This window comes from Enterobacter cancerogenus, assembly GCF_019047785.1.
Lineage (GTDB): Bacteria > Pseudomonadota > Gammaproteobacteria > Enterobacterales > Enterobacteriaceae > Enterobacter > Enterobacter cancerogenus.
The window spans coordinates 506,386-532,770 of record NZ_CP077290.1; the positions used below are offsets into that span (position 1 = coordinate 506,386).

General features: G+C 55.6%; 28 protein-coding genes and 2 pseudogenes. 15 read left to right on the forward strand and 15 right to left on the reverse strand.

Annotation, left to right across the window (positions count from 1 at the left end; genetic code table 11):
• Window positions 1-120: 120 nt before the first annotated feature.
• The 7 genes and pseudogenes from I6L58_RS22880 to I6L58_RS02320 all read right to left on the reverse strand — a co-directional run bounded on the left by I6L58_RS22880 (window position 121) and on the right by I6L58_RS02320 (window position 4,851).
• On the reverse strand, window positions 121-405 hold the full coding sequence (locus I6L58_RS22880; RefSeq protein ID WP_254082171.1) for a M3 family metallopeptidase: 285 nt from the start codon (window positions 403-405) through the stop codon (window positions 121-123).
• Window positions 379-774, reverse strand: a pseudogene (locus tag I6L58_RS02295) (DinB/UmuC family translesion DNA polymerase); the annotation flags it as partial. The pseudogene I6L58_RS02295 and the gene I6L58_RS22880, both read right to left, overlap by 27 nt.
• Before the next feature lie 466 nt (window positions 775-1,240).
• A complete protein-coding gene (locus I6L58_RS02300) occupies window positions 1,241-2,335 on the reverse strand; it encodes a flavin monoamine oxidase family protein (RefSeq protein WP_088207357.1) in 1,095 nt (364 codons plus the stop codon).
• Window positions 2,332-3,015 carry a cupin domain-containing protein gene (locus I6L58_RS02305; protein WP_088207358.1) on the reverse strand — a complete coding sequence of 228 codons (684 nt, stop codon included), beginning with the start codon at window positions 3,013-3,015 and terminating at the stop codon, window positions 2,332-2,334. The genes I6L58_RS02300 and I6L58_RS02305 overlap by 4 nt, the downstream gene beginning before the upstream one ends.
• 41 nt (window positions 3,016-3,056) lie before the next feature.
• Complete coding sequence (locus tag I6L58_RS02310; RefSeq protein WP_007712977.1) at window positions 3,057-3,401, reverse strand: carboxymuconolactone decarboxylase family protein; 345 nt, start codon at window positions 3,399-3,401, stop codon at window positions 3,057-3,059.
• A 36-nt stretch (window positions 3,402-3,437) separates the two neighbouring features.
• On the reverse strand, window positions 3,438-3,719 hold the full coding sequence (locus I6L58_RS02315) for a hypothetical protein (RefSeq protein ID WP_047343910.1): 282 nt from the start codon (window positions 3,717-3,719) through the stop codon (window positions 3,438-3,440).
• Window positions 3,720-3,936: 217 nt separating this feature from the next.
• Window positions 3,937-4,851, reverse strand: a complete 915-nt coding sequence (locus I6L58_RS02320) for a LysR substrate-binding domain-containing protein (protein ID WP_088207359.1) — start codon at window positions 4,849-4,851, stop codon at window positions 3,937-3,939.
• A 176-nt stretch (window positions 4,852-5,027) separates the two neighbouring features.
• Here I6L58_RS02320 and I6L58_RS02325 point away from each other — a divergent pair, with 176 nt between their 5' ends.
• From I6L58_RS02325 to I6L58_RS22885, 6 genes and pseudogenes are all read left to right on the forward strand, one after another.
• Window positions 5,028-5,804 carry an SDR family NAD(P)-dependent oxidoreductase gene (locus tag I6L58_RS02325; protein WP_088207360.1) on the forward strand — a complete coding sequence of 259 codons (777 nt, stop codon included), beginning with the start codon at window positions 5,028-5,030 and terminating at the stop codon, window positions 5,802-5,804.
• Window positions 5,805-5,849: 45 nt separating this feature from the next.
• The gene (locus I6L58_RS02330; RefSeq protein WP_088207361.1) at window positions 5,850-6,332 is read left to right on the forward strand and encodes an OsmC family protein; all 483 of its coding nucleotides are present in this window, start codon (window positions 5,850-5,852) and stop codon (window positions 6,330-6,332) included.
• A gap of 37 nt (window positions 6,333-6,369) precedes the next feature.
• Window positions 6,370-6,888 (forward strand): carboxymuconolactone decarboxylase family protein, encoded by a 519-nt coding sequence (locus tag I6L58_RS02335; RefSeq protein WP_088207362.1) that lies wholly within the window; start codon window positions 6,370-6,372, stop codon window positions 6,886-6,888.
• A gap of 26 nt (window positions 6,889-6,914) precedes the next feature.
• On the forward strand, window positions 6,915-7,943 hold the full coding sequence (locus tag I6L58_RS02340; RefSeq protein WP_088207363.1) for an alcohol dehydrogenase catalytic domain-containing protein: 1,029 nt from the start codon (window positions 6,915-6,917) through the stop codon (window positions 7,941-7,943).
• Between the two features lie 4 nt (window positions 7,944-7,947).
• Window positions 7,948-9,153 carry an MFS transporter gene (locus tag I6L58_RS02345; protein ID WP_088207364.1) on the forward strand — a complete coding sequence of 402 codons (1,206 nt, stop codon included), beginning with the start codon at window positions 7,948-7,950 and terminating at the stop codon, window positions 9,151-9,153.
• Window positions 9,154-9,273: 120 nt separating this feature from the next.
• A pseudogene (locus I6L58_RS22885) lies at window positions 9,274-9,429 on the forward strand (integrase); the annotation flags it as partial.
• 150 nt (window positions 9,430-9,579) lie between these two features.
• On the opposite strand, the gene dcp reads toward I6L58_RS22885, so the two are convergent.
• A complete protein-coding gene (gene dcp, locus I6L58_RS02350; RefSeq protein WP_088207366.1) occupies window positions 9,580-11,613 on the reverse strand; it encodes a peptidyl-dipeptidase Dcp in 2,034 nt (677 codons plus the stop codon).
• 143 nt (window positions 11,614-11,756) lie between these two features.
• Between dcp and ydfG the strand changes: the two genes are divergently transcribed.
• Complete coding sequence (gene ydfG, locus I6L58_RS02355) at window positions 11,757-12,503, forward strand: bifunctional NADP-dependent 3-hydroxy acid dehydrogenase/3-hydroxypropionate dehydrogenase YdfG (RefSeq protein ID WP_088207367.1); 747 nt, start codon at window positions 11,757-11,759, stop codon at window positions 12,501-12,503.
• 90 nt (window positions 12,504-12,593) lie between these two features.
• Window positions 12,594-13,280 (forward strand): GntR family transcriptional regulator, encoded by a 687-nt coding sequence (locus I6L58_RS02360; protein WP_006175044.1) that lies wholly within the window; start codon window positions 12,594-12,596, stop codon window positions 13,278-13,280.
• Between the two features lie 34 nt (window positions 13,281-13,314).
• Here I6L58_RS02360 and I6L58_RS02365 read toward each other — a convergent pair whose 3' ends face one another.
• Window positions 13,315-13,746, reverse strand: coding sequence for a universal stress protein (locus tag I6L58_RS02365; protein ID WP_088207368.1), 432 nt, complete (start codon window positions 13,744-13,746; stop codon window positions 13,315-13,317).
• Between the two features lie 288 nt (window positions 13,747-14,034).
• Here I6L58_RS02365 and ydfZ point away from each other — a divergent pair, with 288 nt between their 5' ends.
• Window positions 14,035-14,238 carry a putative selenium delivery protein YdfZ gene (ydfZ, locus tag I6L58_RS02370; RefSeq protein WP_006175042.1) on the forward strand — a complete coding sequence of 68 codons (204 nt, stop codon included), beginning with the start codon at window positions 14,035-14,037 and terminating at the stop codon, window positions 14,236-14,238.
• A 43-nt stretch (window positions 14,239-14,281) separates the two neighbouring features.
• On the opposite strand, the gene I6L58_RS02375 is transcribed toward ydfZ, so the two are convergent.
• From I6L58_RS02375 to I6L58_RS02395, 5 genes are all read right to left on the reverse strand, one after another.
• Window positions 14,282-15,745, reverse strand: a complete 1,464-nt coding sequence (locus I6L58_RS02375) for a mannitol dehydrogenase family protein (RefSeq protein ID WP_088207369.1) — start codon at window positions 15,743-15,745, stop codon at window positions 14,282-14,284.
• Window positions 15,746-15,966: 221 nt separating this feature from the next.
• Complete coding sequence (locus I6L58_RS02380; protein ID WP_006175040.1) at window positions 15,967-17,346, reverse strand: MFS transporter; 1,380 nt, start codon at window positions 17,344-17,346, stop codon at window positions 15,967-15,969.
• Window positions 17,347-17,419: 73 nt separating this feature from the next.
• Window positions 17,420-18,439 (reverse strand): Zn-dependent oxidoreductase, encoded by a 1,020-nt coding sequence (locus tag I6L58_RS02385; RefSeq protein WP_088207370.1) that lies wholly within the window; start codon window positions 18,437-18,439, stop codon window positions 17,420-17,422.
• A 14-nt stretch (window positions 18,440-18,453) separates the two neighbouring features.
• Window positions 18,454-19,668 (reverse strand): starvation-sensing protein RspA, encoded by a 1,215-nt coding sequence (gene rspA / locus I6L58_RS02390; protein WP_006175038.1) that lies wholly within the window; start codon window positions 19,666-19,668, stop codon window positions 18,454-18,456.
• Window positions 19,669-19,778: 110 nt separating this feature from the next.
• On the reverse strand, window positions 19,779-20,105 hold the full coding sequence (locus I6L58_RS02395; protein ID WP_088207371.1) for a YnfA family protein: 327 nt from the start codon (window positions 20,103-20,105) through the stop codon (window positions 19,779-19,781).
• A gap of 153 nt (window positions 20,106-20,258) precedes the next feature.
• On the opposite strand from I6L58_RS02395, the gene I6L58_RS02400 reads away from it, so the two are divergent.
• Window positions 20,259-20,597, forward strand: a complete 339-nt coding sequence (locus I6L58_RS02400) for a DUF1283 family protein (protein ID WP_006175036.1) — start codon at window positions 20,259-20,261, stop codon at window positions 20,595-20,597.
• The gene (gene speG / locus I6L58_RS02405) at window positions 20,597-21,157 is read left to right on the forward strand and encodes a spermidine N1-acetyltransferase (protein ID WP_006175035.1); all 561 of its coding nucleotides are present in this window, start codon (window positions 20,597-20,599) and stop codon (window positions 21,155-21,157) included. Before I6L58_RS02400 ends, speG begins: the two co-directional genes overlap by 1 nt.
• 17 nt (window positions 21,158-21,174) lie before the next feature.
• Here the strand turns inward: speG and I6L58_RS02410 are convergent, their stop codons facing one another.
• Window positions 21,175-21,921, reverse strand: coding sequence for a YnfC family lipoprotein (locus I6L58_RS02410; protein WP_265348779.1), 747 nt, complete (start codon window positions 21,919-21,921; stop codon window positions 21,175-21,177).
• Between the two features lie 69 nt (window positions 21,922-21,990).
• Here I6L58_RS02410 and I6L58_RS02415 point away from each other — a divergent pair, with 69 nt between their 5' ends.
• The 4 genes from I6L58_RS02415 (at window position 21,991) to I6L58_RS02430 (ending at window position 26,355) form a co-directional block, all read left to right on the forward strand.
• On the forward strand, window positions 21,991-22,296 hold the full coding sequence (locus tag I6L58_RS02415; protein ID WP_058608885.1) for a DUF1161 domain-containing protein: 306 nt from the start codon (window positions 21,991-21,993) through the stop codon (window positions 22,294-22,296).
• A 136-nt stretch (window positions 22,297-22,432) separates the two neighbouring features.
• A complete protein-coding gene (gene ynfE / locus I6L58_RS02420) occupies window positions 22,433-24,871 on the forward strand; it encodes a selenate/tellurate reductase subunit YnfE (protein ID WP_006175032.1) in 2,439 nt (812 codons plus the stop codon).
• Window positions 24,872-24,881: 10 nt separating this feature from the next.
• Entirely contained in the window at window positions 24,882-25,499 is a 618-nt protein-coding gene (locus tag I6L58_RS02425; protein ID WP_006175031.1) for a DMSO/selenate family reductase complex B subunit, read from the forward strand.
• Window position 25,500: 1 nt separating this feature from the next.
• Window positions 25,501-26,355 (forward strand): dimethyl sulfoxide reductase anchor subunit family protein, encoded by an 855-nt coding sequence (locus I6L58_RS02430; protein ID WP_088207372.1) that lies wholly within the window; start codon window positions 25,501-25,503, stop codon window positions 26,353-26,355.
• Window positions 26,356-26,385 lie beyond the last annotated feature (30 nt).

Genomic DNA, 26,385 nt, shown 5'->3' on the forward strand with positions numbered 1-26,385 from the left:
AGATTGTTGCAGGCGTAGCGGGCTCGTATGGCCCGCTACGCTGTAAGGGACTGATGCTATCAGAAGCGGCTGGTGCTGAAACCGCGCCATCTCACTGCGCGGGGAGTCTGAGTATTGAACCTAATCGCTTAATCCGCGATTCTCCAGCATCGGTTCAATCCTCGGATCGTGCCCGCGCCACTGGCGATAAAGTTCAGCTAAATCAGTGCTGTTCCCGCGCGACAAAATGGCCTCGCGTAATTTTTGCCCGTTTTCGCGAGTCAAACCACCCTGCTCGACAAACCACTGATAGCCATCGTCTGCCAGCATCTGGGTCCAGAGATAGGCGTAATACCCCGCCGCATAGCCGCCGCCGAAGATATGGGCGAAGCATACTATTTCATCAAGCAGGTTTAGCTGAGCCACACCCTTACTAAAGAAGTCACCCAGCATGATGCCGGCTTTCTGGTATCGGTGACCATCCCTCCAAATTTTGTCCAGACACTTCACCGCGGCGTTGATGATGTCGCGGGAATCCTGAGTGGGAGTGAGAAGTTTCATTGACGCACTACTATTACCGTAATACGGCTCATTAAGCGCAAAAGGAGAGGTTTTCACGAATGCAGAAATGAATCGACAATACTGGTACTCACCACGTAGTTTTTCACCACCACGGGCCGCGTAAAAGCATATCGCTTGCCTCATCTGCTCGTATTCTGTGACTCGTTCGCCAAAAGAGCGACTGCATACGATTTCCTGCTTTATGGGGGCAAACTCCTCAAGATCGAGACAAGGCGATCGTTAAACAGCAGAAGATCCAGCAGGCGAAGGATGCCCAGCAGGCCAAATTGAAGCGCAACAACAGGTTCAACTCAGGGCGCAACAACACGCCCAGTATGAGGCAGAGCAGCAAACTGAGAGACAGGCACAGCTGCAGGCATAAGAAAATGCAGAACAGCAGGTTCAACAGGAAAACGCTGGGAGCCTTGATCAGTCCCGAATGGCGTTTGCGAATGCCGACTCTGATTTGAATGTCCTCTGACCTTTTTCAAGCATGACACACAAGCGACACGTTAATACCAGAGTATTACAAAATCACCTAAAGTCAGTTTCTTAACTAACTTGACCCCGGGTAGAGTGTCAGCTTTGTGCCAGAAACGGACCTTTCAGAAGCCATAGCAGACGTATTATCAAACCGGATACGCATGTTTTTCTACAACCCCTCTCCGGTTCGAAAGGCTACAAACCATTTTCACGGGGGTTATTTCAGTTGTAGCCAGCGTTGAACACCCGTTAATGCAGAGTCAATAGCGCCTGCCAGATAGCCCGAGAATTGTGGCGACCATTCACTGGCGATACCTGTTATCTCACCGGACCACACCCCCCTGGTGGGAAGTTGCTCAGGCGTTGCGTGCCCGACCTCCTGCAGGAGATCAAATTCCGTTGCAGTAAACGGATCGGCTGCCCAGTCTTTTATATACTCAGCTTCAGGTTCTGCCGCATCCTGTCCAAATAAGCGTACGAGCTGCCCCCGGCAAAGGCTTTTGAGAACAGCTTCGCTGACTGTCCATCTTGATTTTGCCGGTACGCCAATAAAACCAAAAATCGCCGTTTTGCCCGAATCTGGCTCGGATACGTCGTGGATCTCAACCATTGGCCCCACTCGGCTTCCTGCATTGCCGGAAAGCTGTCGTGCATGAAATAAGTCTGTTTTATATACAGCGACATATTTCGCATGGGGAGCCATCCACGTCGGAGTTTTCCGCCAGTTCGACAGCACCTGTTCCGGCATCGCTGGTCTGAAATCTATTTTCGCTGCCAGGGCGGGAGGCAAAGCGAGGAAGACATGCTCACCGGAAAACACGGCCTTTTTACTGCCTTCGGAACGGGTATGGACTTGCACTTCCTTGCCGGCCCGGGAAACCGCCATCGCCTGATGGCCGGTTTTAATCTTCTCAGCCGGGATCTGACTTTTAAGTGCCGCCGTCAGCGTCTGCATTCCTCCCTTCAGCCTGAAAGACGCCGGGGAGCTCTCCCATGACGGGTAGCGTTCGGGGGGCGAATCCAGCTGGCGCTCGTAGAGCATGTCTCCCGGGCGGCCGTGCGCGATTACCGGAAGATTAAGTCGCTCGATCAGTTGTGCGAAGTCCGGTTGAATAGCAGGCCAGAACCACGCTGCCCCCATATCGACATGAATGCCAGCGGAGGCACCCGCCAGTTCCAGGCCTGACAGCACGCGCCCGCCCGGTCTGTCACGAGCCTCAAGGATCACATAATCAACACCCGCTTTTTCAAGCAGCGTGGCGGCATAAAGGCCGCTTATGCCCGCACCAATGATAACAGCGCTCTGCTTCATAATGTCGCTCCGGTCAGGGTTGTCGGGCTGAGATGTCCCGTTTTCAGATAAAAAAGTGCGCCAGAGGCGGTGGCTATAAGAGCAGGCATATCACCCGACGGAAACCGCAGCCAGCTTCCTGCCCCATAGCAACCTTCCGGCGCATGGAGTTCCCCTTGCAGAAGAAGGATCTCTGCTCCGCCAACAAGCGGTGCACAGAAGATCCGCTCACCCGGGTCAAGCTTCTGAAGCAGCACGGTTTCTGAAGTGCCGGAGAATAACGGGCAGATTTGTCTTTGCGGCTGACCGTGCCAGTTAGCTGGCTCCTGCGTATTTATCCTGACCGGCTGGCGCTCACCGGCAGACATCTGGCGCAGCTTGACGAAAATGGTTGTGCCGTCGCGACTTGAGGGTTGGTGAGAAGAACCGTCCGGGCTGCGCAGATACCAGCCGGCAGGATAGTCGACCCCGTTTTCGGTAAAGATACCGTCGAGCACCAGAATCTCCTCTCCGCCGGGATGGCTGTGTGCAGGAAATGTGGATCGGGGCGCATACCTGACAAGGCTGGTTGCGCGGGCCTGCTCGCGACCAATCCGGTCAAGCATCACGCGCTCAACGCCGGGCTGGGGAGAAGGTATCCACTGATAATCGTCCGGAGTAACGATCGCACGCTGCGAAAAATCAGAATTCAGTAACATCATAGTCAGTGATTAGACGGCCCTGTAGGGGGCCGTCTGCAGGCCTATTTGTTCGGCAGATTATCGTACACATCCAGAGCTCGCGCGGTATACGTCAGCGCTGCGCCGGTGTTCAGGTTAATGGCAACGGCCAGCGCTTCGGCGATCTCTTCACGCGTGGCACCGTGCTTAACCGCAGCGTCCACGTGTACGGCCAGGCAACCGTCACAGCGGGTGGTGACGGCCACGGCCAGTGCAATCAGTTCATGGGTTTTAGGATCGAGGTGCTTGTTTTCTGACGCCCCTTTATCCATCTGCTGAAAGCCTTTCATAAACTCTGGCTGCAGTTTGGCAAATTTGCCGATGGTGGCGAGCAGGCCACTGCGATATTCATTCCAGTTCAAGAACATTGAAAACTCCGGTTATTTTTTGTCTCAGAAATATCATTACATGACGTCGAAAATACGTACGTCAGGCGCGCTGTTTAAATAGGGTTTCAATCCTGCAACGACATCCTGCGTGAACAGCGGACTGCTAAGGTATGCCTGCGCCTGCGCCACAGTCTTAAAGCCGTGCAGCACCTGGACATCCTCGTCACGGACAAGCAGCTCTTTAGAGGTGGCACCCTCGATGGTGGTCAGAAACGGGGTTTTGTATTTCTGGTATACCCCCGCCGCTGCCGCACGGTTTTCATTACTGATATCCAGGGTGATTTGCAGATAAGCCATCGTTCTCTCCTTCGCTCAGGGTTGAGGCAACACGCCCGGTTACAAACCCGGTCTGTATTACCTTTCGTTGAGGGCGATTATCAGAAAGCCAGACAGCTTCAACAAATCAGATAATCTTGCAGAGCAGAGAAGAAATTCTATGTCGTGGTTTGGCAGGGAATGAAGCATCACGCGGCTGGACTGATTACCGGGACAGCGTGATGCCTCAGGAGGCAGTTTATGAGCGGTCTGAAACGACATCCTGAAGAAGCCAGTCATGGAAAACGTTTACTTCATCACGCATGACTTTTTGCTGCGGGGTAACCAGATAATAGGACCACTTGAGTGGCCAACGGTGGTCCGGATGCAGCTGGGCCAGCTGTCCGGTTTCGATAAGTTTTTTCACCAGAGCGTAGCGGACAATAGCCACCCCCCTGCCGCTCAGGGCCGACAGGATCACCGCCGAGGTAGAGTTAATATGCAGCCCGCTTTCCAGCGCGTCGGGTGCACCGACCGCCATCAGGACATCATTCCATGACGGAAAATCTGCCCCGGGATGCGGCGTGTCATCGTGAATGAGTTTTTGCGTGGCGAGCCATTCACTGCAGGCCATTTTCCCGGACGGCACCAGGTGGGGACTGCAGACCAGCACCGCTTCCTCATCCATCAGCCAGGTTTTATTCACGCCAGGCCAGTCGCCCTGTCCGCAGCGAATACCGATATCCGCCTCGCCGTGCGACACGTCCATCAACTTTTCCGTAACATTAAGCCGCAGATCGATATTTTCGTGCGTTTCCGAAAACCGGTTCAGGCGATCCATCAGCCAGTTCATCATCAGTACCTGCGACGCCGTCACCACCACCACCGAGCGCGAGCGGCGACCACGAAGCTTGTTTAATCCGGTTTCAAGTTTGTCGAGCCCCTGCGTGATGTCCTGGAGTGCCTCCTGCGCTTCGTCAACCAGCGTCAGACGCTCTTTTCCTGAACGGGTGCGGTGAAGAAGCGGGTGCCCGACCCAGTCTTCCAGCGAGCGCACCAGCTGGCCTACTGCGGCGGGCGTAACGCCCAGTTCCTGAGCCGCGCCGGTAAAGCTGCCATGCCTGGCGGTGGCTTCAAACGCGTGCAGCCATTTAAGTCGGTTTAGCGATCGCATTGTGTTCATCCTGATGCATTATTTTCCTCAGTATACGCCAGCGAGATAGATTTTCTTTCCTGAGTCGCAATTTCTTCTCAGTCGTCAATCAGGGGCCCGGGTGGCATTCTGGTTTCACACGATGAGAAGCACGGCTTTTCATCAATGACAACCATATGAATTTAAAGAGGTTAGCGATGAACGCATCTTTTGCCGGTAAAAAACTGTTAGTGGTCGGTGGTACGAGCGGTATGGGCTTCGAAACGGCGAAGCTGATTCTGAAAAACGGTGGCAGCGTTGTGCTGGTTGGCAATCGCCAGGACAAAGCCGAGCAGGCCCGCCAGGCACTGGCTGCTGATGGTCAGGTTTCCATCATCGTTGCCGACCTGATGAAAGAAGAAGGTATGCAGCACGTGGTGAATACCATTAATGCCGAACACAAAGATATCAGCCTGCTGGTCAATGCGGCTGGCGTATTTTTCCCGAAACCGTTCACCGAACATGAAGTGTCAGACTATGACATGTACATGAACATGAACCGCGCGACGTTCTTTATTACCCGTGACGTGGTGCGCAATATGGTTGAAGCTGGCATTAAAGGCTCCATCGTTAATATCGGTTCCATGTGGGCACAGCAGGCCATCGGTGCCACTCCGTCTTCAGCGTACTCAATGGCAAAAGCGGGTCTGCACGCGCTGACCAAAAACCTGGCCATTGAGCTGGGTGAAAAAGGGATCCGAGTGAATGCGGTGTCTCCGGCCGTTGTTCACACGCCGATTTACGAAGGCTTCATTCCGAAAGACGACGTGAAGGACGTGATGAGCAGCTTTGACAGCTTCCACCCGATTGGTCGCGTGGGTACCCCGGTCGATATCGCGGAAACCGTTGCTTTCCTGCTTTCTGACAAGACTGGCTGGGTCACCGGCGCTATCTGGGATATCGATGGCGGCGTAATGGCTGGCCGTAACGCCTGATGACCATGCCGCACGCGCTTACCCGCGTGCGGCACTGGAGTAATTATGCAAATCCAGACCGCGCATTATGACCTTGTCACCTCGTGGCAGGGGGGCATGGCCAGCCGGACGCTCTGCCAGTCCTTTTCCGCAGACAACGCTCCGCCTGCCCTGCAAAGTCATGTTATCGATTCCGATGAACCGGTTTCGCTGGGTGGCGAAGGGCTGGCTCCTGACCCCCAGGAGCTGATGCTCGCTGCGTTCAATGCCTGCATGATGGTCGCCTTTATTCTCGAAGCCAGGGCTGAAGGTCTCGCCCTTACGCATCTTGAAATACATACTGACGGGCACCTTCCGAAGGGTATACCGGCCTCCGGTGACAGACCTGCAGAGGATGCTTCCGGCAGGCTTGTGTATGTCATCCATGTACGCGGTGGCGGCACGGTGCATCAGTTTGAAGGGGTTCATCAGCGGGTGATTGCCTCCTCTCTGAACCGGTGGTTACTGGCCCAGAATATGCTGATCGAAGGTGACTTAATACTGAGCTGACGCGGCTGGATTGTTCTGTTCTACAGGAAAAAATAATATGAACACATCAAGAGTAACTCCCTGGCAGGATGAAGAGCCAGTCGACGCCGATCTTCTCAACGCGATAAAGGCCCGTCGGCCCGGCGGAAAACTGATAGATATTGACCGGGTATTACTGAAGAGTGCCCCCCTGGCCACGGGCTGGAACGAACTGATGGTACGGGTACGTCAGGAATTTTCACTCAGCCTTGAATACCGGGAACTGATCATGCTGCGTGTTGCCTGGCTGAATAAAGCAGAATTTGAATGGAATGTGCACTACCCTGCCTATCTGGATGCAGGCGGAACGGCTAAAAAAGCAGAAGCGCTGCGGTTATCCTCCGCGCCACACGTCTTTAATGACACCGAAACGTTGCTTATACAGCTTACGGACCAGTCCACCCGGAACGTCGTGGTTGAGGAGAATGTAATCGGTGCGCTGAAAAGCCTGTTAAGTGAAAAAGAGACCGTGGAAGCGGTTGCTACTGTCGCCGCCTATAACATGGTGTCCCGTTTTCTTGTCGCCCTTGCCATCTGACAACCCCAAATTTTCCGGTGCAATTTATGAATAAAAAATATCGCGCTATGCAGATCGTTGCCCCCGGTGTGCTGGAAATGACCGAGCGGCCGGTACCCGCTCCCGGCCCGGACGACGTGCTCATCAAAATTGAAGCATGCGGCGTATGCGGTGCCGATCTCCGGGACGCGGAAAAAGCACCGCAGGCGGGCCAGCCCGGCCGTATACCGGGACATGAAATTGTCGGGTTTATTGCCCGGAAGGGAAACAGGGTACCCGATATCTGGCAAACCGGTCAGCGGGTAGGCGTCGGACGTCTGGGGGGGTACTGTCAGCACTGCAAACCTTGCCGCAGCGGGCTTTTTCATCTTTGTGAAAACCAGCTTACGCCTGGACTCAGCTGTGATGGCGGCTACGCAGAGTACGTCGTCATGCGGCACACCGCGCTGATAGCCATCCCCTCCGCGCTTTCTTCCGTACATGCCGCGCCGATCCTTTGCGCCGGTACCGCAACCTTCAACGCGCTGCGTAATTCAGGCGCAAGGGCGGGCGACAGAGTCGCGGTTCTCGGAGTAGGTGGCCTTGGCCACATGGCCGTTCAGTACGCCCGTAAAATGGGTTTTGAGGTGACCGTAATTGCGCGGGGTAATGAAAAAGAGCGAGCGGTCTTTGAGCTGGGTGCGCATCATTACATCGATACACTTGAGGAAAACGCATCAGAACGCCTGAAAAATGACGGCGGTGTGGATTTTATTGTGGCAACGGCACCGGCCTCAGAAACGGTTTCAGCCCTCCTGTCCTCTCTGGCACCCCAGGGAAAAGCGATCCTGCTGGGTACCGGACAAACGCCGTTAAAGGTGATGCCCGGTATGATGATCGGCGCTGAACGTACCCTGACAGGATCTTTCGTCAGCACACCGGCGCAAACCGAGCGCGCACTGCAGTTCAGCCACCTCTTTCAGGCTTTGCCTGTTACAGAGCTGCTGCCATTTGAAAGGGCAAATGAGGCGCTCAGCAGACTGAAGCAGGGTCTGGCGCGATACCGGATAGTGCTCACCATGAATCAGGATAATTAATCATATGTCCGCAGAACATTTCCTGCCCGTTGCAGATCAGAAAAACAATATCATCCGCCTGTCGGCCGCACAGGCTCTCGCCGGTGCTAACTCTGTGGTTTTTTATGCCACAGGCGCAATTGTGGGTAACTCGATTGCGCCTGCAAACTCGCTGGCCACGCTGCCCATCACCATGTTTGTACTTGGGATGGCGGCCTGCATCTTACCGTTAGGTTCACTGGCGCGGAAAAATGGTCGTAAAACTGCTTTTATGGTCGGCACCGGGGCTGGCGTCATTACCGGACTGACCGCTGCACTTGCCGTCGTCATTGGCTCTTTTATACTTTTCTGCATTGCCGCATTTATGGGGGGAGCATATGCGGCCGTTGCGCTCAGCTTTCGTTTTGCCGCAACGGACGGCGTCACGCCCGAACGCCGGGCCAGGGCTTTGTCGCTGGTTATGGGAGGCGGAGTGATAGCTGGCGTGGTTGGTCCTATGCTGGTTTCCGGAACGATGCACCTCTGGCCGCCTCATACATTCGCCGTCACGTTCCTCGCCCAGGCGCTCGTGGCCGTCATTTCGGCATTCATACTCAAAGGCGTGAAAACCACAGAACCTGCCGGCGCGGTAAAAACGGGTGGGCGGCCTTTACGCGAAATTGTCCGTCAGCCAGGGTTTGCCAGAACCGTATTCAGCGGTGCGGTCACTTATATGGTGATGAACTTCCTGATGACGGCAGCCCCACTCTCAATGCACATGCACGGCATTTCTCAGCAGGCGTCCAATCTCGGTATCCAGTGGCATGTTATTGCCATGTACGGTCCGGGCTTTTTCACCGGCAAATTAATTAACCGCTTTGGGGCCATGCGTATCGCCGCTGCGGGTCTGCTTATCACGGCATGTTCTGTGCTGGCCGGACTCAGTGGAACCGATATTTTTCACTACTGGCTGTCGCTGATTTTGCTGGGTCTGGGCTGGAATTTTGGCTTCACCGGCGCATCGGCAAAAATCATTGAATATCACCGTCCCGAAGAGAAGACCCAGGTCCAGTCCCAGAACGATTTTGTGGTGTTTGGAGTGATGATTGTTGGGTCATTTTCTTCAGGTGCTCTGCTCAATCTCTACGGCTGGAACGCCGTCCTGTGGGGATCCCTTGTTCCCGTCGGGCTTGCTTTTTTAGGTATTATTAACGAGTTGCGGACAAAAAAGCAGGATAAATTAAGCTCCTGACGCAGTTTTATCTGCGGCCTGAAAGCGGGTTATGTTGATGTGCAAAGTATCTAAAGCCCAAAATCAACGAGTATGGCGCAAACGCTCCGCAGCGTCTGGATTTCCGTGGAGGATGGGAAAACAATGCCGACTTTTCACGAGCAGCGTTCTCTATCGGAGCGTCTGTATGAGGGGCAAGGCATCAATACCCAGCTGCTACCCGGTCACTCATCGGACAGGATGACAGCGCAATATCATAACGATCGCGGTCTCGAATGGGTGAAAGTGAAGGTGTAGCTACATGAATAATTGGACCGTATCCCCCTGCAAATTTCGCAGAATTTAAGAATTCATGTTGGGGAGGAATTTTGGAGGCGTTTTGGGGAAGAAAAAATCGGGCAAAAACCGGGCACCGCGCCCGGTTCTGCTTCCAGCCTGAAATAGTCCTTACGAACTCAACCCGCGATTCTCCAGCATCGGTTCAATCCTCGGATCGTGCCCGCGCCACTGGCGATAAAGTTCAGCTAAATCAGTGCTGTTCCCGCGCGACAAAATCGCCTCGCGGAATTTCTGTCCGTTTTCGCGGGTCAAACCACCCTGCTCGACAAACCACTGATAGCCATCGTCTGCCAGCATCTGGGTCCACAGGTAGGCGTAATACCCCGCCGCATAGCCGCCGCCGAAGATATGGGCGAAATAACTGCTGCGATAGCGTGGCGGGATGGCGGGAAGATCCAGCCCTTCCTTTTTCAGCGCCTCGGCCTCAAACGATTCTACGTTATCAACGGTGTCGCGAATGCTGTGCCAGTTCATGTCCAGCAAGGCAGCGCTGAGCAGCTCCGTCATGTCGTAGCCCTTGTTGAACTGGGTGGCGTTCAGCATTTTATCCCGCAGGGCATCCGGCATGGGTTCCTGGGTTTGATAATGACGGGCATAGTGCGCAAACACGCGCGGGTGGCTGGCCCAGTGTTCATTGATTTGCGACGGAAACTCAACAAAGTCTCGCGGAGTATTGGTGCCAGAAAGCGTAGCGTAGCGCTGGCTGGCAAACAGGCCGTGTAGCGTATGACCAAACTCGTGGAACAGCGTGATGACATCATCCCAGGAGAGAAGTGCCGTCTGGCCGGTAGCGGGTTTTTGGTAGTTGCACACGTTGTAGATCACCGGGCGGGCGGAAGACTCAAAGGATTGTTCGACAAAATTGCCCATCCACGCCCCGCCGCTTTTTGAGTCGCGGGCGAAGAAGTCACCGTAGAACAGCGCCATCCCCTCGCCGGTGTGGTCAAAAATTTCCCATACGCGCACGTCCGGGTGATACACCGGGATGTCAAAACGCTCAACAAAACGAATGCCAAACAGCTCGCTGGCAGCCCAGAACAAGCCGTCGTGCAGGACGTTATTGAGCGCAAAGTAAGGTTTGATTTGCGACTCATCGAGCGCGTATTTTGCCGAGCGCACGCGCTCGGCGTAATAGGCCCAGTCCCATGCTTCCACGGTAAAACCGTCCTGCTCGTCGTCAATCACCTTCTGGATATCAGCCTGTTCACGCGCCGCCCGCCCACGCGCCGCAGGCACGATCCCCCGCATAAAGGCCAGCGCGGCGGCAGGCGTTTTCGCCATCTGGTCAGCGGTGCTCCAGCTTGCGTAATCCTCAAATCCGAGCAGCTGAGCCTGCCGCGCGCGCAGCGACGCAAGACGGCGGATCAGCTCGCGGGTGTCGTTTTCATCGCCTTTTTGGGTGCGATCCCATCCGGCCTTGAACAAACGTTCACGCGTCTGGCGATTGCGCAGCGCGGCGAGGGCGGGCTGTTGCGTGGTATTAAGCAGCGGGATCAGCCAGCGATCGCGAAGACCTTTTTCCGTTGCGGCCTGCGCGGCGGTGCCAATCTGGTCCGCGCTCAGGCCATCGAGTTGTTGAACATCGTCCACCACCAGCCCGCCCGCGTTGTCTGCGGCGAGTAAACGCTGGTTAAAGCGGCTGGTCAGCGAGGCGGATTCCGTATTCAGCGTTTTGAGCTCCGCTTTTTCGGCAGCGTTAAGGCGTGCGCCCGCAAGGACAAAGTGCTGCCAGATCTCTTCCACCAGACGACGGGATTCCGCATCCAGCACGGCGCGATCCTGCCAGACGCGCTCGACGCGGGAGAAAAGCGTGTCGTTAAGCCAGATATCGTTTGCCAGCTCCGCCAGCTCGGTTGAGAACTGCTCATCCAGCGCCTGCAGATCATCGTTGGTGTGCGCGGAGGTCATGGCAAAAAAGACGCTGCTGACGCGTGATAGCATCGCGCCGCTTTTCTCCAGCGCCAGCACGGTGTTGTCAAAATCCGGAGGGGACGTTTGGGCGATGATAGCGTCGATGTCAGCACGCTTCTGGCGCAGGGCTTCGTCGAATGCCGGGCGATAGTGGCTGTCTTCAATAAGATCGAATCGCGGTGCCTGATACGGCAGCAGGCTGATGTCAAAAAAAGGATTGTTGACCGACATTTTTCACTCCTCAGAACGGTGTATTTCCCCAGAGTAGGCCAGGCCGTCAGCACCTGCAATGCCATCATACAAATGTAGCCTTAACGGGCCGCCCGCGAGCGTGCTATGGTAGTACAACACAAAAAGCGTTGAGGAACAGTGAGATGATAATTTTAGTTACCGGGGCGACCGCGGGTTTTGGTGAATGCATCACGCGTCGCTTCGTCGCCAACGGCCATAAAGTGATTGCAACAGGCCGCCGTCAGGAGCGCCTGCAGGAGCTGAAGGATGAGCTGGGCGACAGCATCCTGACCGCGCAGCTGGACGTACGTAACCGCGCGGCCATTGAAGAGATGATCGCGAACCTGCCGGCCGAGTGGCGTGTCATTGATGTTCTGGTCAACAATGCCGGTCTGGCGCTGGGCATGGAGCCCGCCCATAAAGCCAGCGTGGAAGACTGGGAAAACATGATCGACACCAACAACAAGGGTCTGGTGTACATGACCCGCGCCGTGCTGCCCGGCATGGTGGAACGCAACAGCGGCCACATTATCAACATCGGCTCTACCGCCGGTAGCTGGCCTTACGCAGGCGGCAACGTCTACGGCGCAACCAAAGCTTTCGTGCGCCAGTTCAGCCTGAACCTGCGCACCGACCTGCACGGCACGGCTATCCGCGTGACGGACGTTGAACCAGGCCTGGTGGGCGGGACGGAATTCTCTAACGTCCGCTTCAAAGGCGATGACGCGAAAGCGGGTAAAACCTACGAAAACGCGAATGCGCTGACCCCGGAAGACGTCACCGAGACGGTCTGGTGGGTGGCGACGCTGCCTAAACACGTCAATATCAATACCGTTGAAATGATGCCGGTCAGCCAGAGCTTTGCCGGACTGAGCGTCCATCGCGGCTAATTTGCCCTGCCCGGCCTGCGGGCCGGGTCTGTGATGGCGGGCAAAAGAATGGTAGTCTAGTCAGGCTAACTCTCTGAGAAATCACAACACATGGCCGCTGAATCGCAACTCAACCCTACCCAGCCTGTTAACCAGCAAATTTATCGCATTTTACGACGTGATATCGTCCATTGCCTGATCCCGCCTGGCACTCCGCTGTCTGAAAAAGAGGTGTCGGTGCGTTTTGACGTTTCCCGTCAGCCGGTGCGTGAGGCGTTTATCAAGCTGGCTGAAAACGGCCTGATTCAGATCCGCCCCCAGCGCGGCAGCTATGTGAACAAAATTTCGCTTTCGCAGGTCCGTAACGGTTGTTTCGTCCGTCAGGCGATTGAGTGCGCGGTTGTGCGACGGGCGGCAACGCTGATCAACGAAAACCAGTGCTACCTGCTGGAGCAAAACCTGCATCAGCAGCGCATTGCGATTGATCGTAAACAGCTCAATGACTTTTTCCAGCTGGATGACGAGTTTCATCAGAAGCTGGCGCAAATCGCCGACTGTCAGCTGGCGTGGGATACCATCGAAAACATCAAAGCCACCATTGACCGCGTGCGTTACATGAGCCTTGACCATGTTTCGCCGCCGGAAATGCTGCTCCGACAGCACCATGATATTTTTAATGCGCTGGAAAAACGGGATTTGGACGGCGTGGAAAATGCGATGACTCTGCACCTGCAGGAAATAAGTGAATCCGTGCAGCTTATTCGTCAGGAAAATAGCGACTGGTTCAGCGAAGAGTAATATTCGCCGCCCCCTTGCGGTTGCGGCGAGGTCGTTAGCGGACAACTAATACCGGGATGCTGGCGTAGCGCAGAATAGACTCTGCGTTGGAGCCGAGTAAATGGGTTGTGATGCTCGGGTTTTTCGAACCGATAACGATCACGTCATAATCCCCTTCTTTACTCATTTTAATAATTTCATCGCGCACGCTGCCAAAGCGCACTTTGCACTCAATTTTGTCCGGGTCGATATCAAACAAGCGCTTTAACGCCGTCATCTTTTTATCAGACTCGGTGGTCATGTACTCTTCAAACTTTTTAATATCCGCATTGAACCCGCGCAGTAACGAGCGGCCGCTGACGGGCAGAATATTAACCAGGGTGATTGAGGCGCCTTCCGCTTTGGCGAGATTAGCCGCATGACGCACCGCTTTGTCACTCAAATCCATTTCAAACACATCAACAGGCATCAAAATCTTTTTGTACATAAGCCTGACTCCTTAATTCAGATGAAAGGGGTATTTCCTGTAACCAGAGTGCCATTCGCACTATAAACAAACCCTCAACGTTAACGCGGGTAAACTATCAGTTCATGAAAACATTTGTCCGTTTTGTAAATAGCGGTTCAGAAGCGTCAACGCGGGCCGTAATAAAGAAAAAAGTGTGAGTTTGATCAAAAACAAAAACAATCGTTAAAGAGAGGCGTATTTATAGTGCCCGTGAATGGCGCGGTCAGAATAGCGCCGTAACGGATAGGTTAGAGAGGAGAAATTACCATGATGACATATGACCGTAACCGCAACGCAATCACCACCGGCAGCCGCGTAATGATTAACGGCACGGGCCGCACGGGGATTATTAAAGCGATCCACAGCACCGGGCTGGATGCCGCACAGGTGCGTCGCAGCAAAACGGTGGAAGTCGAAGGTTGTGACGGTAAATTTGAACCGATTGAACTGATTCGCCTGGGAATGCACTAACAGGCACAAAGCCATGCCGCCGCGAACGGCGGCATGTAAAGCATTAACCCTGCGCCGCGTATTGCGCCACCGTGGCCTTCGCCCCCTTCTGTAGCAGCATCTGGTACGCGTTCATTACCGCATCGACAAAAACAGCTTCCTGCGGCAGTTCTTTGCCAAAGATCGCCTCGATACCCAACAGCGCTTTCACGCGGCTCTCGCCTTCTGCGCTGCTGTTTACCGCTGACTGGATCGCCGCCAGCTGCGGATCGCTTACCTCGATGGCATTACCCTGCTCGTCCACGCCGCCGACATAGCGCATCCAGCCCGCCACGCCCAATGCAAGCAGCGGGAAAGGCTGCTGATGGACCAGGTGCCAGCGCACGGAATCAAGCATACGCTGCGGGAGTTTCTGACTGCCGTCCATCGCAATTTGCCACGTGCGGTGACGCAGCGCCGGGTTGCTGTAACGCGCGATCAGCAGATCGGCGTAATGGCTTAAATCCACACCCTGCACTTTCAGCGTTGGGGCCTGCTCTTTCAGCATCAGCGCGTGAGCGGCTTTGCGGTAGTTCGCATCTGCCATGCAGTCGTTAATGTGCTGGTAACCCGCCAGATAGCCTAGATAGGCCAGGAACGAGTGGCTGCCGTTAAGCATACGCAGCTTCATCTCTTCAAAAGGAATAACGTCTGATACCAGCTCAGCGCCGGCCTTTTCCCACTGTGGACGCCCGGCGACAAAGTTATCTTCCACCACCCACTGACGGAACGGCTCGCAGGCCACCCCAGCCGGATCGCGAACGCCGGTCAATTGTTCAATTTTATCCAGCGTCTCGGCCGTGACCGCCGGGACGATACGGTCGACCATGGTTGACGGGAAGGTCACATTGGCATCGATCCAGTCTGCCAGTTCAGCGTCCACGGCACGCGCGTAGGCGCAGGTAACGTTGCGCATCACATGACCATTTTCCGGCATGTTATCGCAGGACATGACGCTAAAGGCCGGCAGGCCGGCTGCCTTACGCCGCGCCAGCGCTTCAACCACAACGCCCGGTGCAGATTTTGGCTGATGAGGATTTTGCAGGTCCGCTACGATAAACGGATGATCGAGCATCAGTTGCCCGGTGGCAGGCGAATGGCAGTACCCTTTCTCGGTAATGGTGAGCGAAACAATCGCCACCTGCGGTTCGCACATCGTCGACAGGACAGCTTCCAGCCCATCAACCTGGGCATGCAGCGCCTTTTTCACCACCCCCACGACGCGGGAGGTCCAGGCGTCGGCAGACATTTCCGCCACGGTGTAGAGATGGTCCTGCGCGTTCAGATCGGCGATCTGCTGTTCACCGCCGATCAGGTTCACTTCACAGTATCCCCAGTCGCTGTCGTGTTCTGCGGCAAGAATGTCGGCGTAGACCGCCTGATGTGCGCGATGAAATGCGCCAAAGCCCAAGTGAACAATACGCGCGTTGAGGCGTTCACGATCGTACTGAGGCAGCGTGGCCTTCGCCTGTAATAACCGATTTTCCATGATTGTGACTCGTTCAATTAGAAAGCTAAGAACCGCTGCCGCTCCGGCAAGAGCGACAGCGCCTGCTGACTACACCAACTAGAATGGCAGTAGCGAGAAAAAACGGACTGCCATCAACCATACTGATACGTCGATTTCAGATATTGATTTATATTAACTTTTTGCCATGTGGTGTGACATGAATAATAAGTTGTGTGACATATCCCATAACATATAAACCATTAACGCCGGGTGGAGAGTGCCCCGTATGCCGCACGCTCTTTCTGAGGCACTTCGGCAGCATCTTCAGCGTCGCTCAAATCACGGTCGCGCACTTCAGGCATCAGGAGTGCAGAGACCAGCCCAATCAGCGAGTAAACCACCAGCATCGCCACAATAGGCCACCATGAGCCGGTCATGTTGCAGAAGATCCCTGCCAGCACCGGACCAAAGCCCACCGCGACCAGGCCGCCGGCTTCCTTCGAAATCGCCATGCGAGTAAAGCGGTTTCGCGAGCCAAACATTTCCGCCATGGTGATGTTCTCCAGGGCAAACAGCCCCAGCACCGCCACGTTGTGAATCACGATGATGGAGAGCATCAGCACGCCCGGGGCATAACTCTTGTCAACGATGATCGACAGCATCGGGTACGCCAGAACGATCGCCGAGATGTTGAGAATGATGTAAGGCAACCGGCGTCCCACCTTGTCCGATAGCCAGCCCAGCAGCGGAATGGAGATAAACCCGAGGATTGAACTGATCATCAGCGCATCGGTTGGAATGGCTTTATCAAACAGCAGCGTCTGCACCAGATAGCCCGCAAGGAACGTCTGGATCAGGCCTGAGTTGCCCGCCTGACCGAAACGCAACCCGGTGGCCAGCCAGAACGATTTACTTCTGAACATCGCGCCCAGAGAGGTGTCCTGTACGGCCTGCGGTGCGGCAGCTTCTGCATCGTTCACTTTCTCGAATACCGGGCTTTCCTTGAGGTTCATTCGCAGCCAGATGGCAAAGATCATCACCACGACGCTGGCAAGGAACGGCACGCGCCAGCCCCAGGCAACCAGCTCTTCGCGGTCAAGCGCAAAGAACATCACCGCCCAAATCGCCGTCGCGCTCAGCGTGCCGCAGTTTGTGCCCATGGCCACCAGCGAGGAGATAATGCCGCGCTTTCCTTTCGGCGCGTACTCCGCAAGCATAGTCCCTGCCCCGGAGATTTCCGCCCCGGCGCCCAGGCCCTGAATGATACGCAGCGTGACCAGCAGCACCGGCGCGAAAATGCCAATCTGCGCGTAGGTTGGTAACACGCCAATTAAGGTGGTACAGATCCCCATCATGGTGATGGTGATAAACAGCACCTTTTTACGTCCGATGCTGTCGCCCATTCTGCCGAAGATAAAGGCGCCGACGATACGCGCGATATAGCCCGCGCCGTAGGTGCCCATTGCGAGGATCAGCGCCATCGCGGCGGACTGTTCCGGGAAGAAAATTTCATGGAACACCAGTGCGGCGCCCAGCGAGTAGAGCTGGAAATCCATAAACTCCAGCGCGGTGCCCAGCCAGCCGGAGACGGCGGCTTTTACCAGGTCGGACGTGGATCGTTGAGGTTGTGCTTGAGTCATAATGGCTATCTCTAAAAGGTAAGATGCGTACCACTCAGAGCCTGTCTGCGCAGGCTCTTAACCGCGTGAATTATTATTGGCCGAACGTGAGCAAGACTTTGCAGCACTGCCGCTGGTCTTTTTCAAACAGTTCGATTGCGTCTGTAACGTGGTGATAGTCAAAGGTATGGGTAACCAGTTTTTCAGGGTCGATAAGCCCTCTTTCCAGCCAGTCGATCACGACCGGGAATTTATTGGCATTCAGGCGCGAGGAAAATATCGACAGCTCTTTGCCGGTGATGCCCTGCTGAACAATCTGGCTCGGGTCGCTGGAAAAGCCCATCAGGACAATACGCGCCGCCGGAGAGGCCAGCGTAATGGCCTCCTTTAAAATCGACGGATGGCAGGCGGCATCAATAATTAACGTAGGTTTAATCCCCTTCTCTTCCAGCACAGCCTGCAGAGACTGTTCGCCATTATTGATGACCCAGTCCGCGCCGCTGCGTTGCGCCATCGCCAGCCGCTCGTCAATACGATCGACCACGATGACCTGTTTCACCTTATACACGCCCTTCAGCGCCTGAACGGTGACCAGCCCCATCGGACCTGCGCCGTAGATCAGCGCCACGTCCTGCTCGCCAGGGTTTGCCTGCCCGGTGACGTTGGCCGCAATGGTAAACGGTTCGACCATCACCGCATGTTTATCAGGGATGGCATCCGGGATTGGCCATGCGTTTTTGGCGGGCACCACGGCATATTCGCTGAAGCCGCCGTCACGGTGAACACCCAGCACCACCAGCGAGGTGCAGACGTTAGGTTTGCCCACCGAGCACGGGTAGCAGTGGCCGCAGCTGATAACCGGGTCAACCGACACGCGCTGGCCAAGACGGGACGCTTCTACGTGCTCGCCGATGGCATCGATCACGCCAAAAAACTCGTGACCAATCACGCGCGGATATTTGGCGAACGGGTTATGCCCGCGGTAGATGTGGCTGTCTGAGCCGCAAATGCCCGCCAGGGAGATTTTGACGCGCACTTCGCCTGCGGCAGGTACCGGGATTGGGCGCTCTTCAATCACCAGCGCGTCGGGCTGTTGGATCACTATGCTTTTCATCGTTCGCTCCTCGTTTACCAGTTCCACAGCGTGCCGTCTTCAAGACGCGCAACCGGCAGGTACGCCGGATCGTACGGATATTTCGCTGCCAGCTTCTCGTCGAACTCAATGCCCAGCCCCGGCTTGTCGCCCGGATGCATGTAGCCGTTATCGAAGCGCCAGCTGTGCGGGAAGACTTCCAGCATCTGCTCGGAGTAGCCCATATATTCCTGGACGCCGAAGTTTGGCACCCACAGGTCGAAATGCAGCGCTGCGGCGTGACAAATCGGCGAGAGATCCGACGGGCCGTGCGAGCCGGTACGCACCTGGTAGAGCGAAGCAAAGTCCGCAATGCGACGCATCCCGGTGATCCCGCCCGCATGGGTAATGGTGGTCCGGATGTAGTCGATCAGCTGCTCTTCGATAAGCTGCTTGCAGTCCCAGATGCTGTTAAACACTTCGCCCACCGCAATCGGCGTGACCGTGTGCTGGCGGATCAGGCGGAAGCACTCCTGGTTCTCGGCAGGCGTCGGGTCTTCCATCCAGAACATGCGATACGCTTCAATGCTTTTGCCAAAACGCGCCGCTTCAATCGGTGTGAGGCGGTGATGCATGTCGTGCAACAGATGCTCATTGAAGCCAAACCGGTTGCGCACGGCGTCAAACAGCTTCGGCGTGAAGTCGAGGTATTTCTCCGTGGACCACAGCTGCTCTTCCGGCCAGTCGCCTTTGGTGGCGGGTTCGTACGCCAGCCCCTTTCCTTTAGACATACCGTAGGTGGTTTTCATTCCCGGCACGCCGCACTGCACGCGGATCGCCTTGAAGCCCATCTCTTTGTGGCGGGCGTAATCTTCCAGCACGTCGTCGATGGTGTGGCCCGTGGTGTGGCAGTAAACCATTACCCCCTCGCGCGATGCGCCGCCAAGAAGCTGGTACAACGGCATGTTGGCCGCTTTGGCTTTGATATCCCACAGCGCCATATCCACGGCCGAGATGGCAGACATGGTCACCGGCCCCCGACGCCAGTAAGCGCCTTTATAGAAGAACTGCCAGATATCTTCGATGCGGTGCGCATCGCGGCCAATCAGCTGCGGGCAAAGGTGATCTTTCAGGTAAGAGGCAACGGACAGCTCGCGTCCATTCAGCGTGGCATCGCCCAGGCCAACGATCCCCTCATCGGTGGTAATTTTTAGGGTGACGAAATTACGCCCCGGGCAGGTAACAAAAACTTCAGCCCCGACAATCTTCATAATCCGGTTCCTTACATCGTTCGTTGTGATGCAGGAAATTTACGCAACTACACTACTACCATACAAGTATAATGATCATAAAATCAGCGAGCGATCACAAAAACAGGGCACTAGCTGCGCCCCCAACCGGCGACGATGATCAGCATGCCGCACAGGGCAATCAGCGCGCCTGACCAGTCATACAGGCTTAATTTAACGCCATCCACCACGCGCAGCCACAACAGCGCGGTACACACGTAGACCCCACCGTAAGCGGCATACACGCGCCCGCTGGCGGCGGGATGCAGGGTGAGCAGCCAGACAAACAGCGCCAGCGCAATGCCCGCCGGGATCAACAGCGCTATCGATCCCCCCTTCTTCAGCCAAAGCCAGGGCAAGAAGCAGCCGATGATTTCACACAGCGCGGTGGCAAAAAAAAGCAGTGTCGTTTTGAGCATTTATATCGTTCTGTGATGTTTGATTTAACCATCATACGCGATAATTAAATGACGTTTTCCATACCTGCTGTGCGGGTATGTCGCCATTTTGGTTTGGTGTAGAATTCGAACGGGTTATACTGCCTGTCTGCACCGCTATTCAAGGAACACGCTATGACTACTTTAAGCAAACGCCTTTGTCTGACCGCCCTGCTGGCGCTGTCAACGTGCGCAATGATCAATACGGCCTCCGCTGAAACCAGCAAACTCATCATTGAGTCTGGTGATAGCGCACAAAGCCGTCAGAACGCCGCCATGGACAAGGAACAATGGAATGACACCCGCAGTCTTCGTCAGAAGGTGAATAAACGCGCCGAGAAAGAATGGGATAAAGAAGATGTTGCGTTTGATGCGCGTGATAAATGCCAGCAAAGCGCCAACACCAATGCCTACTGGGAGCCAAACACCCTGCGCTGTCTGGATCGCCGCACAGGCCGTGTGGTTGCACCCTAATGGCGGCAAGATATGACATCACGCTCCGCCCGCTGGAGCGTGAAGATCTGCGCTTTGTCCATCAGCTCGATAACAACGCGAGCGTGATGCGCTACTGGTTTGAAGAGCCTTACGAGGCGTTTGTCGAGCTGTCGGATCTGTACGACAAGCACATCCACGATCAGAGCGAGCGCCGTTTTGTCGTTGAGTGCGAAGGCGAGAAAGCCGGGCTGGTCGAGCTGGTTGAGATTAACCACGTTCACCGCCGGGCGGAATTTCAGATCATCATTTCCCCTGAACATCAGGGAAAAGGTCTCGCCTCCCGGGCGGCAAAGCTGGCCATGGATTACGGATTTAACGTCCTTAACCTCTACAAGCTGTATCTCATTGTTGATAAAGAGAACGAAAAGGCGATCCACATCTACCGCAAGCTTGGCTTTATGGTGGAAGGCGAGCTGATTCATGAGTTCTTTATTAACGGTGAATACCGCAACACCATCCGCATGTGTATCTTCCAGCATCAGCATCTGGCGGAACATAAAGCCTCAGGCTCGACCCTTCTGAAACCGACCGCGCAGTAACCTGCGCGGTTGTTCACTCAGTAATACTCAATCGTGTTTTTGATGGTGTATTTGCGCTCAACGGCGTTTTTTCCGCTGTCATTGGCAATCACCAGCTCGCAACTCACCGGATTATTGCGGCTGTCGTAGTCGCAGCTCTGCGTCACTTTACCCAGCGGCTTGTCATTGAGCAGGCTTACCGCCGTATAATCCATTCTTTTGCGCAGATCCTTCGACGGCGTCGACTGCACCGACAGATGTTGATCGCCCGATACGGTCGTTTTGCCCAGCGGGTAGCCATCCGCATCGTAACGATACTTCACTTCCATCTCTTTGCCGTGGGCCGCGACAACAAATCCGTTATCGTCGGTGTCCCAGGTCACGCCTGCGGAAGGCAGCTCCGCCAGCTGGCATTTCCCCTGCAGCTTGACTTTCTGCTGCTGGGTCTCGGCATCGACGTAATAGTTTGCATCGAGCACCAACGCCACGCCGGTATTGGCCTCCAGATCGTGCAGCTCCAGGGTATCGAAGCAGCCTTCTTCCGACATCGTTCCGGTGACCCTTTTCGTCACCTCCCCCTTGTCGTTGAACAAGGTCTGGGTAAAGTCTTTCACCGGGCCGCGCAGGGGATCAAAATCAAATTCATTTGAAAAACTCGCCATCTCCGGCGTAAAACTGAGCGGTGCGGAGTGGTCGTCACACCCTGCCAGCGCTGTCGCCAGAAGGGTTATCGCTACATATTTCTTCACATCATTTACCGATACAGAGAGATTATTCCCAATCATATTAGCAAATACAGTTGTTTACACGATCCCTGCTAAAATTAATCTACACACAGAGAAAAGGAGCTACAGATGAAACGGTTAACCTGGACTACCGCCCTGCTGCTGTTAAGTGCTTCACCGGCCGTACTGGCTGCACCGGATTCTTGCGAGCGCGTGAAAAGCGATATTCAGCAGAAAATCATTAACAACGGCGTGCCTGAATCAGGCTTTACGCTCAACATTGTTCCGAACGATCAGGCCGACCAGCCCGATGCACAGGTTGTTGGGCATTGTGCCAACGATACCTTTAAAATTTTGTACACCCGCACAAGCAGCGGTAACTATCCCGTAAGTGGCGCGGGTACGCAGGAAAATGCACCGAGCGAGCCTCAGTAATTTTCTGCTTATCAATACCCTTTCCCTTGACGAGGATTAATATTTAATACCCCCAAATAAGTAACATTCACCCCATCATTAGCCCGGTTGTAATCACGGGTGAAAATAATAGTTAATTACAATGATGGGGTGAGTCATGTCTGATGTTGAACATCACGGCGGAATTAGCCGCCGAACTCTGGTGAAATCTACGGCAATAGGATCGCTGGCGCTTGCCGCCGGTGGGCTATCGCTGCCATTTGGTCTGAAGCGTGCCGCCGCCGCGGTACAAAACGCCGTCACGCCTGCTGACGATAAGGTCGTCTGGGGGGCCTGCTCGGTTAACTGCGGAAGCCGCTGCGCTCTGCGCCTGCACGTTCGCGACGACGAAGTGTACTGGGTCGAAACGGATAACACCGGCGACGACGTGTATGGCAATCACCAGGTTCGCGCCTGTCTGCGCGGGCGTTCGATCCGTCGTCGAATCAATCACCCCGATCGTCTGAATTACCCGATGAAGCGCGTCGGTAAGCGAGGTGAAGGCAAGTTTGAGCGCATCAGTTGGGACGAAGCGCTGAATACCATCACCGACAGCCTCAAACACGTCGTGGAAAAGTACGGCAACGAAGCGGTCTACATTAACTACTCCTCCGGGATTGTCGGCGGCAATATTACCCGCTCCTCCCCTTACGCCTCGCTGGTGGCGCGCTTGATGAACTGCTACGGCGGTTTTCTCAGCCACTATGGCACGTACAGCACGGCGCAAATCGCCTGCGCGATGCCGTACACCTACGGCAGTAACGACGGCAACAGCACCTCGGACATTGAGAACACCAAACTGGTGGTCATGTTCGGCAACAATCCGGCCGAAACGCGCATGAGCGGCGGCGGGATCACGTACTATCTTGAGCAGGCCCGCGAGCGTTCAAACGCCCGCATGATCGTGATTGACCCGCGTTACACCGACACTGCCGCCGGACGCGAAGATGAGTGGATCCCCATTCGTCCAGGTACCGACGCCGCGCTGGTGGCCGGTCTAGCGTGGGTATTAATCAATGAAAACCTCGTCGACCAGCCCTTCCTCGATAACTATTGCGTCGGCTACGATGAAAAAACCCTGCCGGAAGGCGCGCCTGCCAACGGCCATTACAAAGCCTATATTCTCGGTCAGGGCGACGATAAAACGGCGAAAACCCCTGAGTGGGCATCGCGCATTACCGGCATTCCTGCGGACCGTATCATTAAGCTTGCCCGGGAAATTGGCGCGGCGAAACCGGCCTATATTTGCCAGGGCTGGGGGCCGCAGCGTCAGGCTAACGGCGAGCTGACGTCACGCGCGATCGCGATGCTGCCGATTTTGACCGGTAACGTCGGCATTAACGGCGGCAACAGCGGTGCCCGTGAATCAACTTACACCATCACCATCGAACGTATGCCGTTGCCGGATAACCCGGTAAAGACGCAGATCTCCTGCTTTAGCTGGACGGATGCGATTGCCCGAGGCCCGGAGATGACCGCCCTGCGCGACGGCGTGCGCGGCAAAGATAAGCTGGATGTCCCGATCAAATTCATCTGGAACTATGCCGGCAATACCATCATCAACCAGCACTCGGACATCAACAAAACCCACGACATTTTGCAGGATGAAAGTAAATGCGAAACGATCGTGGTCATCGACAACTTTATGACCTCGTCCGCGAAGTACGCGGATATTCTCCTCCCCGACCTGATGACCGTAGAGCAGGAAGATATTATTCCTAACGACTATGCGGGCAACATGGGGTATCTGATTTTCCTTCAGCCCGTCACCGCACCGAAGTTTGAGCGCAAGCCTATCTACTGGATCATGAGTGAAGTGGCGAAACGCCTCGGGCCGGATATTCATCAACGCTTTACCGAAGGCCGCACCCAGGAGCAGTGGCTGCAGTATCTGTATGCGAAAATGCTCGAAAAAGATCCGCTGCTGCCGTCCTACGACGCGCTGAAAAAAATGGGGATCTACAAACGCAAAGATCCGGCGGGACACTTTGTGGCCTATAAAAAATTCCGCGAAGATCCGCAGGCAAACCCGCTCAAAACGCCGTCAGGAAAGATCGAAATTTACTCCAGCGCGCTGGCAACTATCGCCAGTACATGGGAGCTGAGCAAGGATGAAACCATCAGCCCGCTTCCGGTGTATGCCTCGACGTTTGAGGGATGGGACGCCCCTGAGCGCAGCACCTACCCGCTTCAGCTGTTCGGCTTCCACTTCAAGGCGCGCACCCACTCCAGCTACGGCAACGTGGATGTCCTGCAGGCCGCCTGCCGTCAGGAGGTGTGGCTGAACCCTGTCGATGCCCGCCAGCGCGGCATTAAGAACGGCGACATGGTTCGCGTGTTCAACGCGCGCGGCGAGTTGCGCATTCCGGCCAAGGTTACGCCAAGGATCATGCCGGGCGTGAGCGCTATGGGCCAGGGAGCCTGGCATGATGCCAACATGAACGGCGATCGCGTTGACCATGGTTCGTGCATCAACACCTTGACCACGCACCGCCCGTCGCCGCTGGCAAAAGGCAACCCGCAGCACACCAATCTGGTGCAGATCGAGAAGGCGTAAGGAGTAAGCGATGACAACTCAGTATGGATTTTATATTGACTCCAGCCGCTGCACCGGGTGCAAAACCTGCGAGCTGGCCTGTAAAGACTACAAAAACCTCACCCCGGACGTCAGCTTCCGCCGTATCTACGAATACGCGGGCGGCGACTGGCAGGAGGATAACGGCGTCTGGCACCAGAATGTGTTTGCCTACTATCTGTCGATTGCCTGTAACCACTGCGAAGATCCGGCGTGCACCAAGGTCTGCCCGAGCGGCGCGATGCACAAGCGTGAGGACGGTTTTGTGGTGGTGGACGAAGATGTCTGCATCGGCTGCCGCTACTGCCACATGGCCTGCCCGTACGGCGCACCGCAGTATAACGCCGCCAAAGGCCACATGACCAAGTGCGACGGCTGCCACACCCGCGTGGCGGACGGCAAAAAGCCGATCTGCGTTGAGTCCTGCCCGCTGCGCGCGCTGGACTTTGGCCCGATTGAGGAGCTGCGTAAAAAGCACGGCCAGCTGGCGGCGGTTGCGCCGCTGCCGTCCGCGCACTTCACGAAGCCGAGCATTGTGATTAAACCTAACGCCAACAGCCGCCCGACCGGGGATACCACGGGCTACTTGGCAAACCCGAAGGAGGTGTGAGATGGGAAGTGGATGGCATGAATGGCCGCTGGTGATCTTCACCGTGTTCGGGCAGTGCGTGGTCGGGGCGTTGATCGTCTGCGGTTTGACCTGGTTTATGGAAAAAGACGAGGCGGTGAAGGCGCGGATTGTCCGCAGCATGTTCTTTCTCTGGGTGGTGATGGGGATCGGCTTTATGGCCTCAGTGCTCCATCTTGGCTCCCCCCTTCGCGCCTTTAACTCCTTGAACCGCATCGGTGCCTCGGGTCTGAGCAACGAGATTGCCGCCGGTTCAGTATTCTTTGCGGTGGGCAGTTTCTGGTGGCTGATATCGGTGACAGGTAAAATGCCGCCTGCGCTTGGCAAGGTATGGATGATCGTGAGTCAGATCCTGGGCGTGGTGTTCGTCTGGGCGATGACCCGCGTCTATCAGATTGAAACTGTCCCCACCTGGTACACGAGCTACACCACGCTGGCCTTTTTCCTGACCGCTACGCTGGGTGGCCCTCTGCTGGCGGCGCTGTTACTGCGCGCTGCCGGAGCACCGTTTAGAGGCACTGTTTTCGCCTCGGTGAGCGTGCTCGCGCTAGTGGCGAGCGTCGCGGTTATCGTCATGCAGACCGCTGATGTAGCGACGATCCACAGCTCCGTTCAGCAGGCAAGCGCCCTGCTGCCGGACTATGGTTCGCTGCAAACCACACGTATTGTGCTGGTCGCAGCCGGGTTAGGCTGCTGGCTCTGCCCGCTGGTTCGTCGTCAGACGCCACGAACCTTCGGTCTTTTTGCAGGCGTCATCCTGGTTGTTCTCGGCGAGTTGCTGGGTCGTGGGTTATTCTATGGTCTGCACATGACCGTCGGTATGGCGATTGCGGGTTAATAAGCGTGCGGGGCAACCCGCACGAGAAAG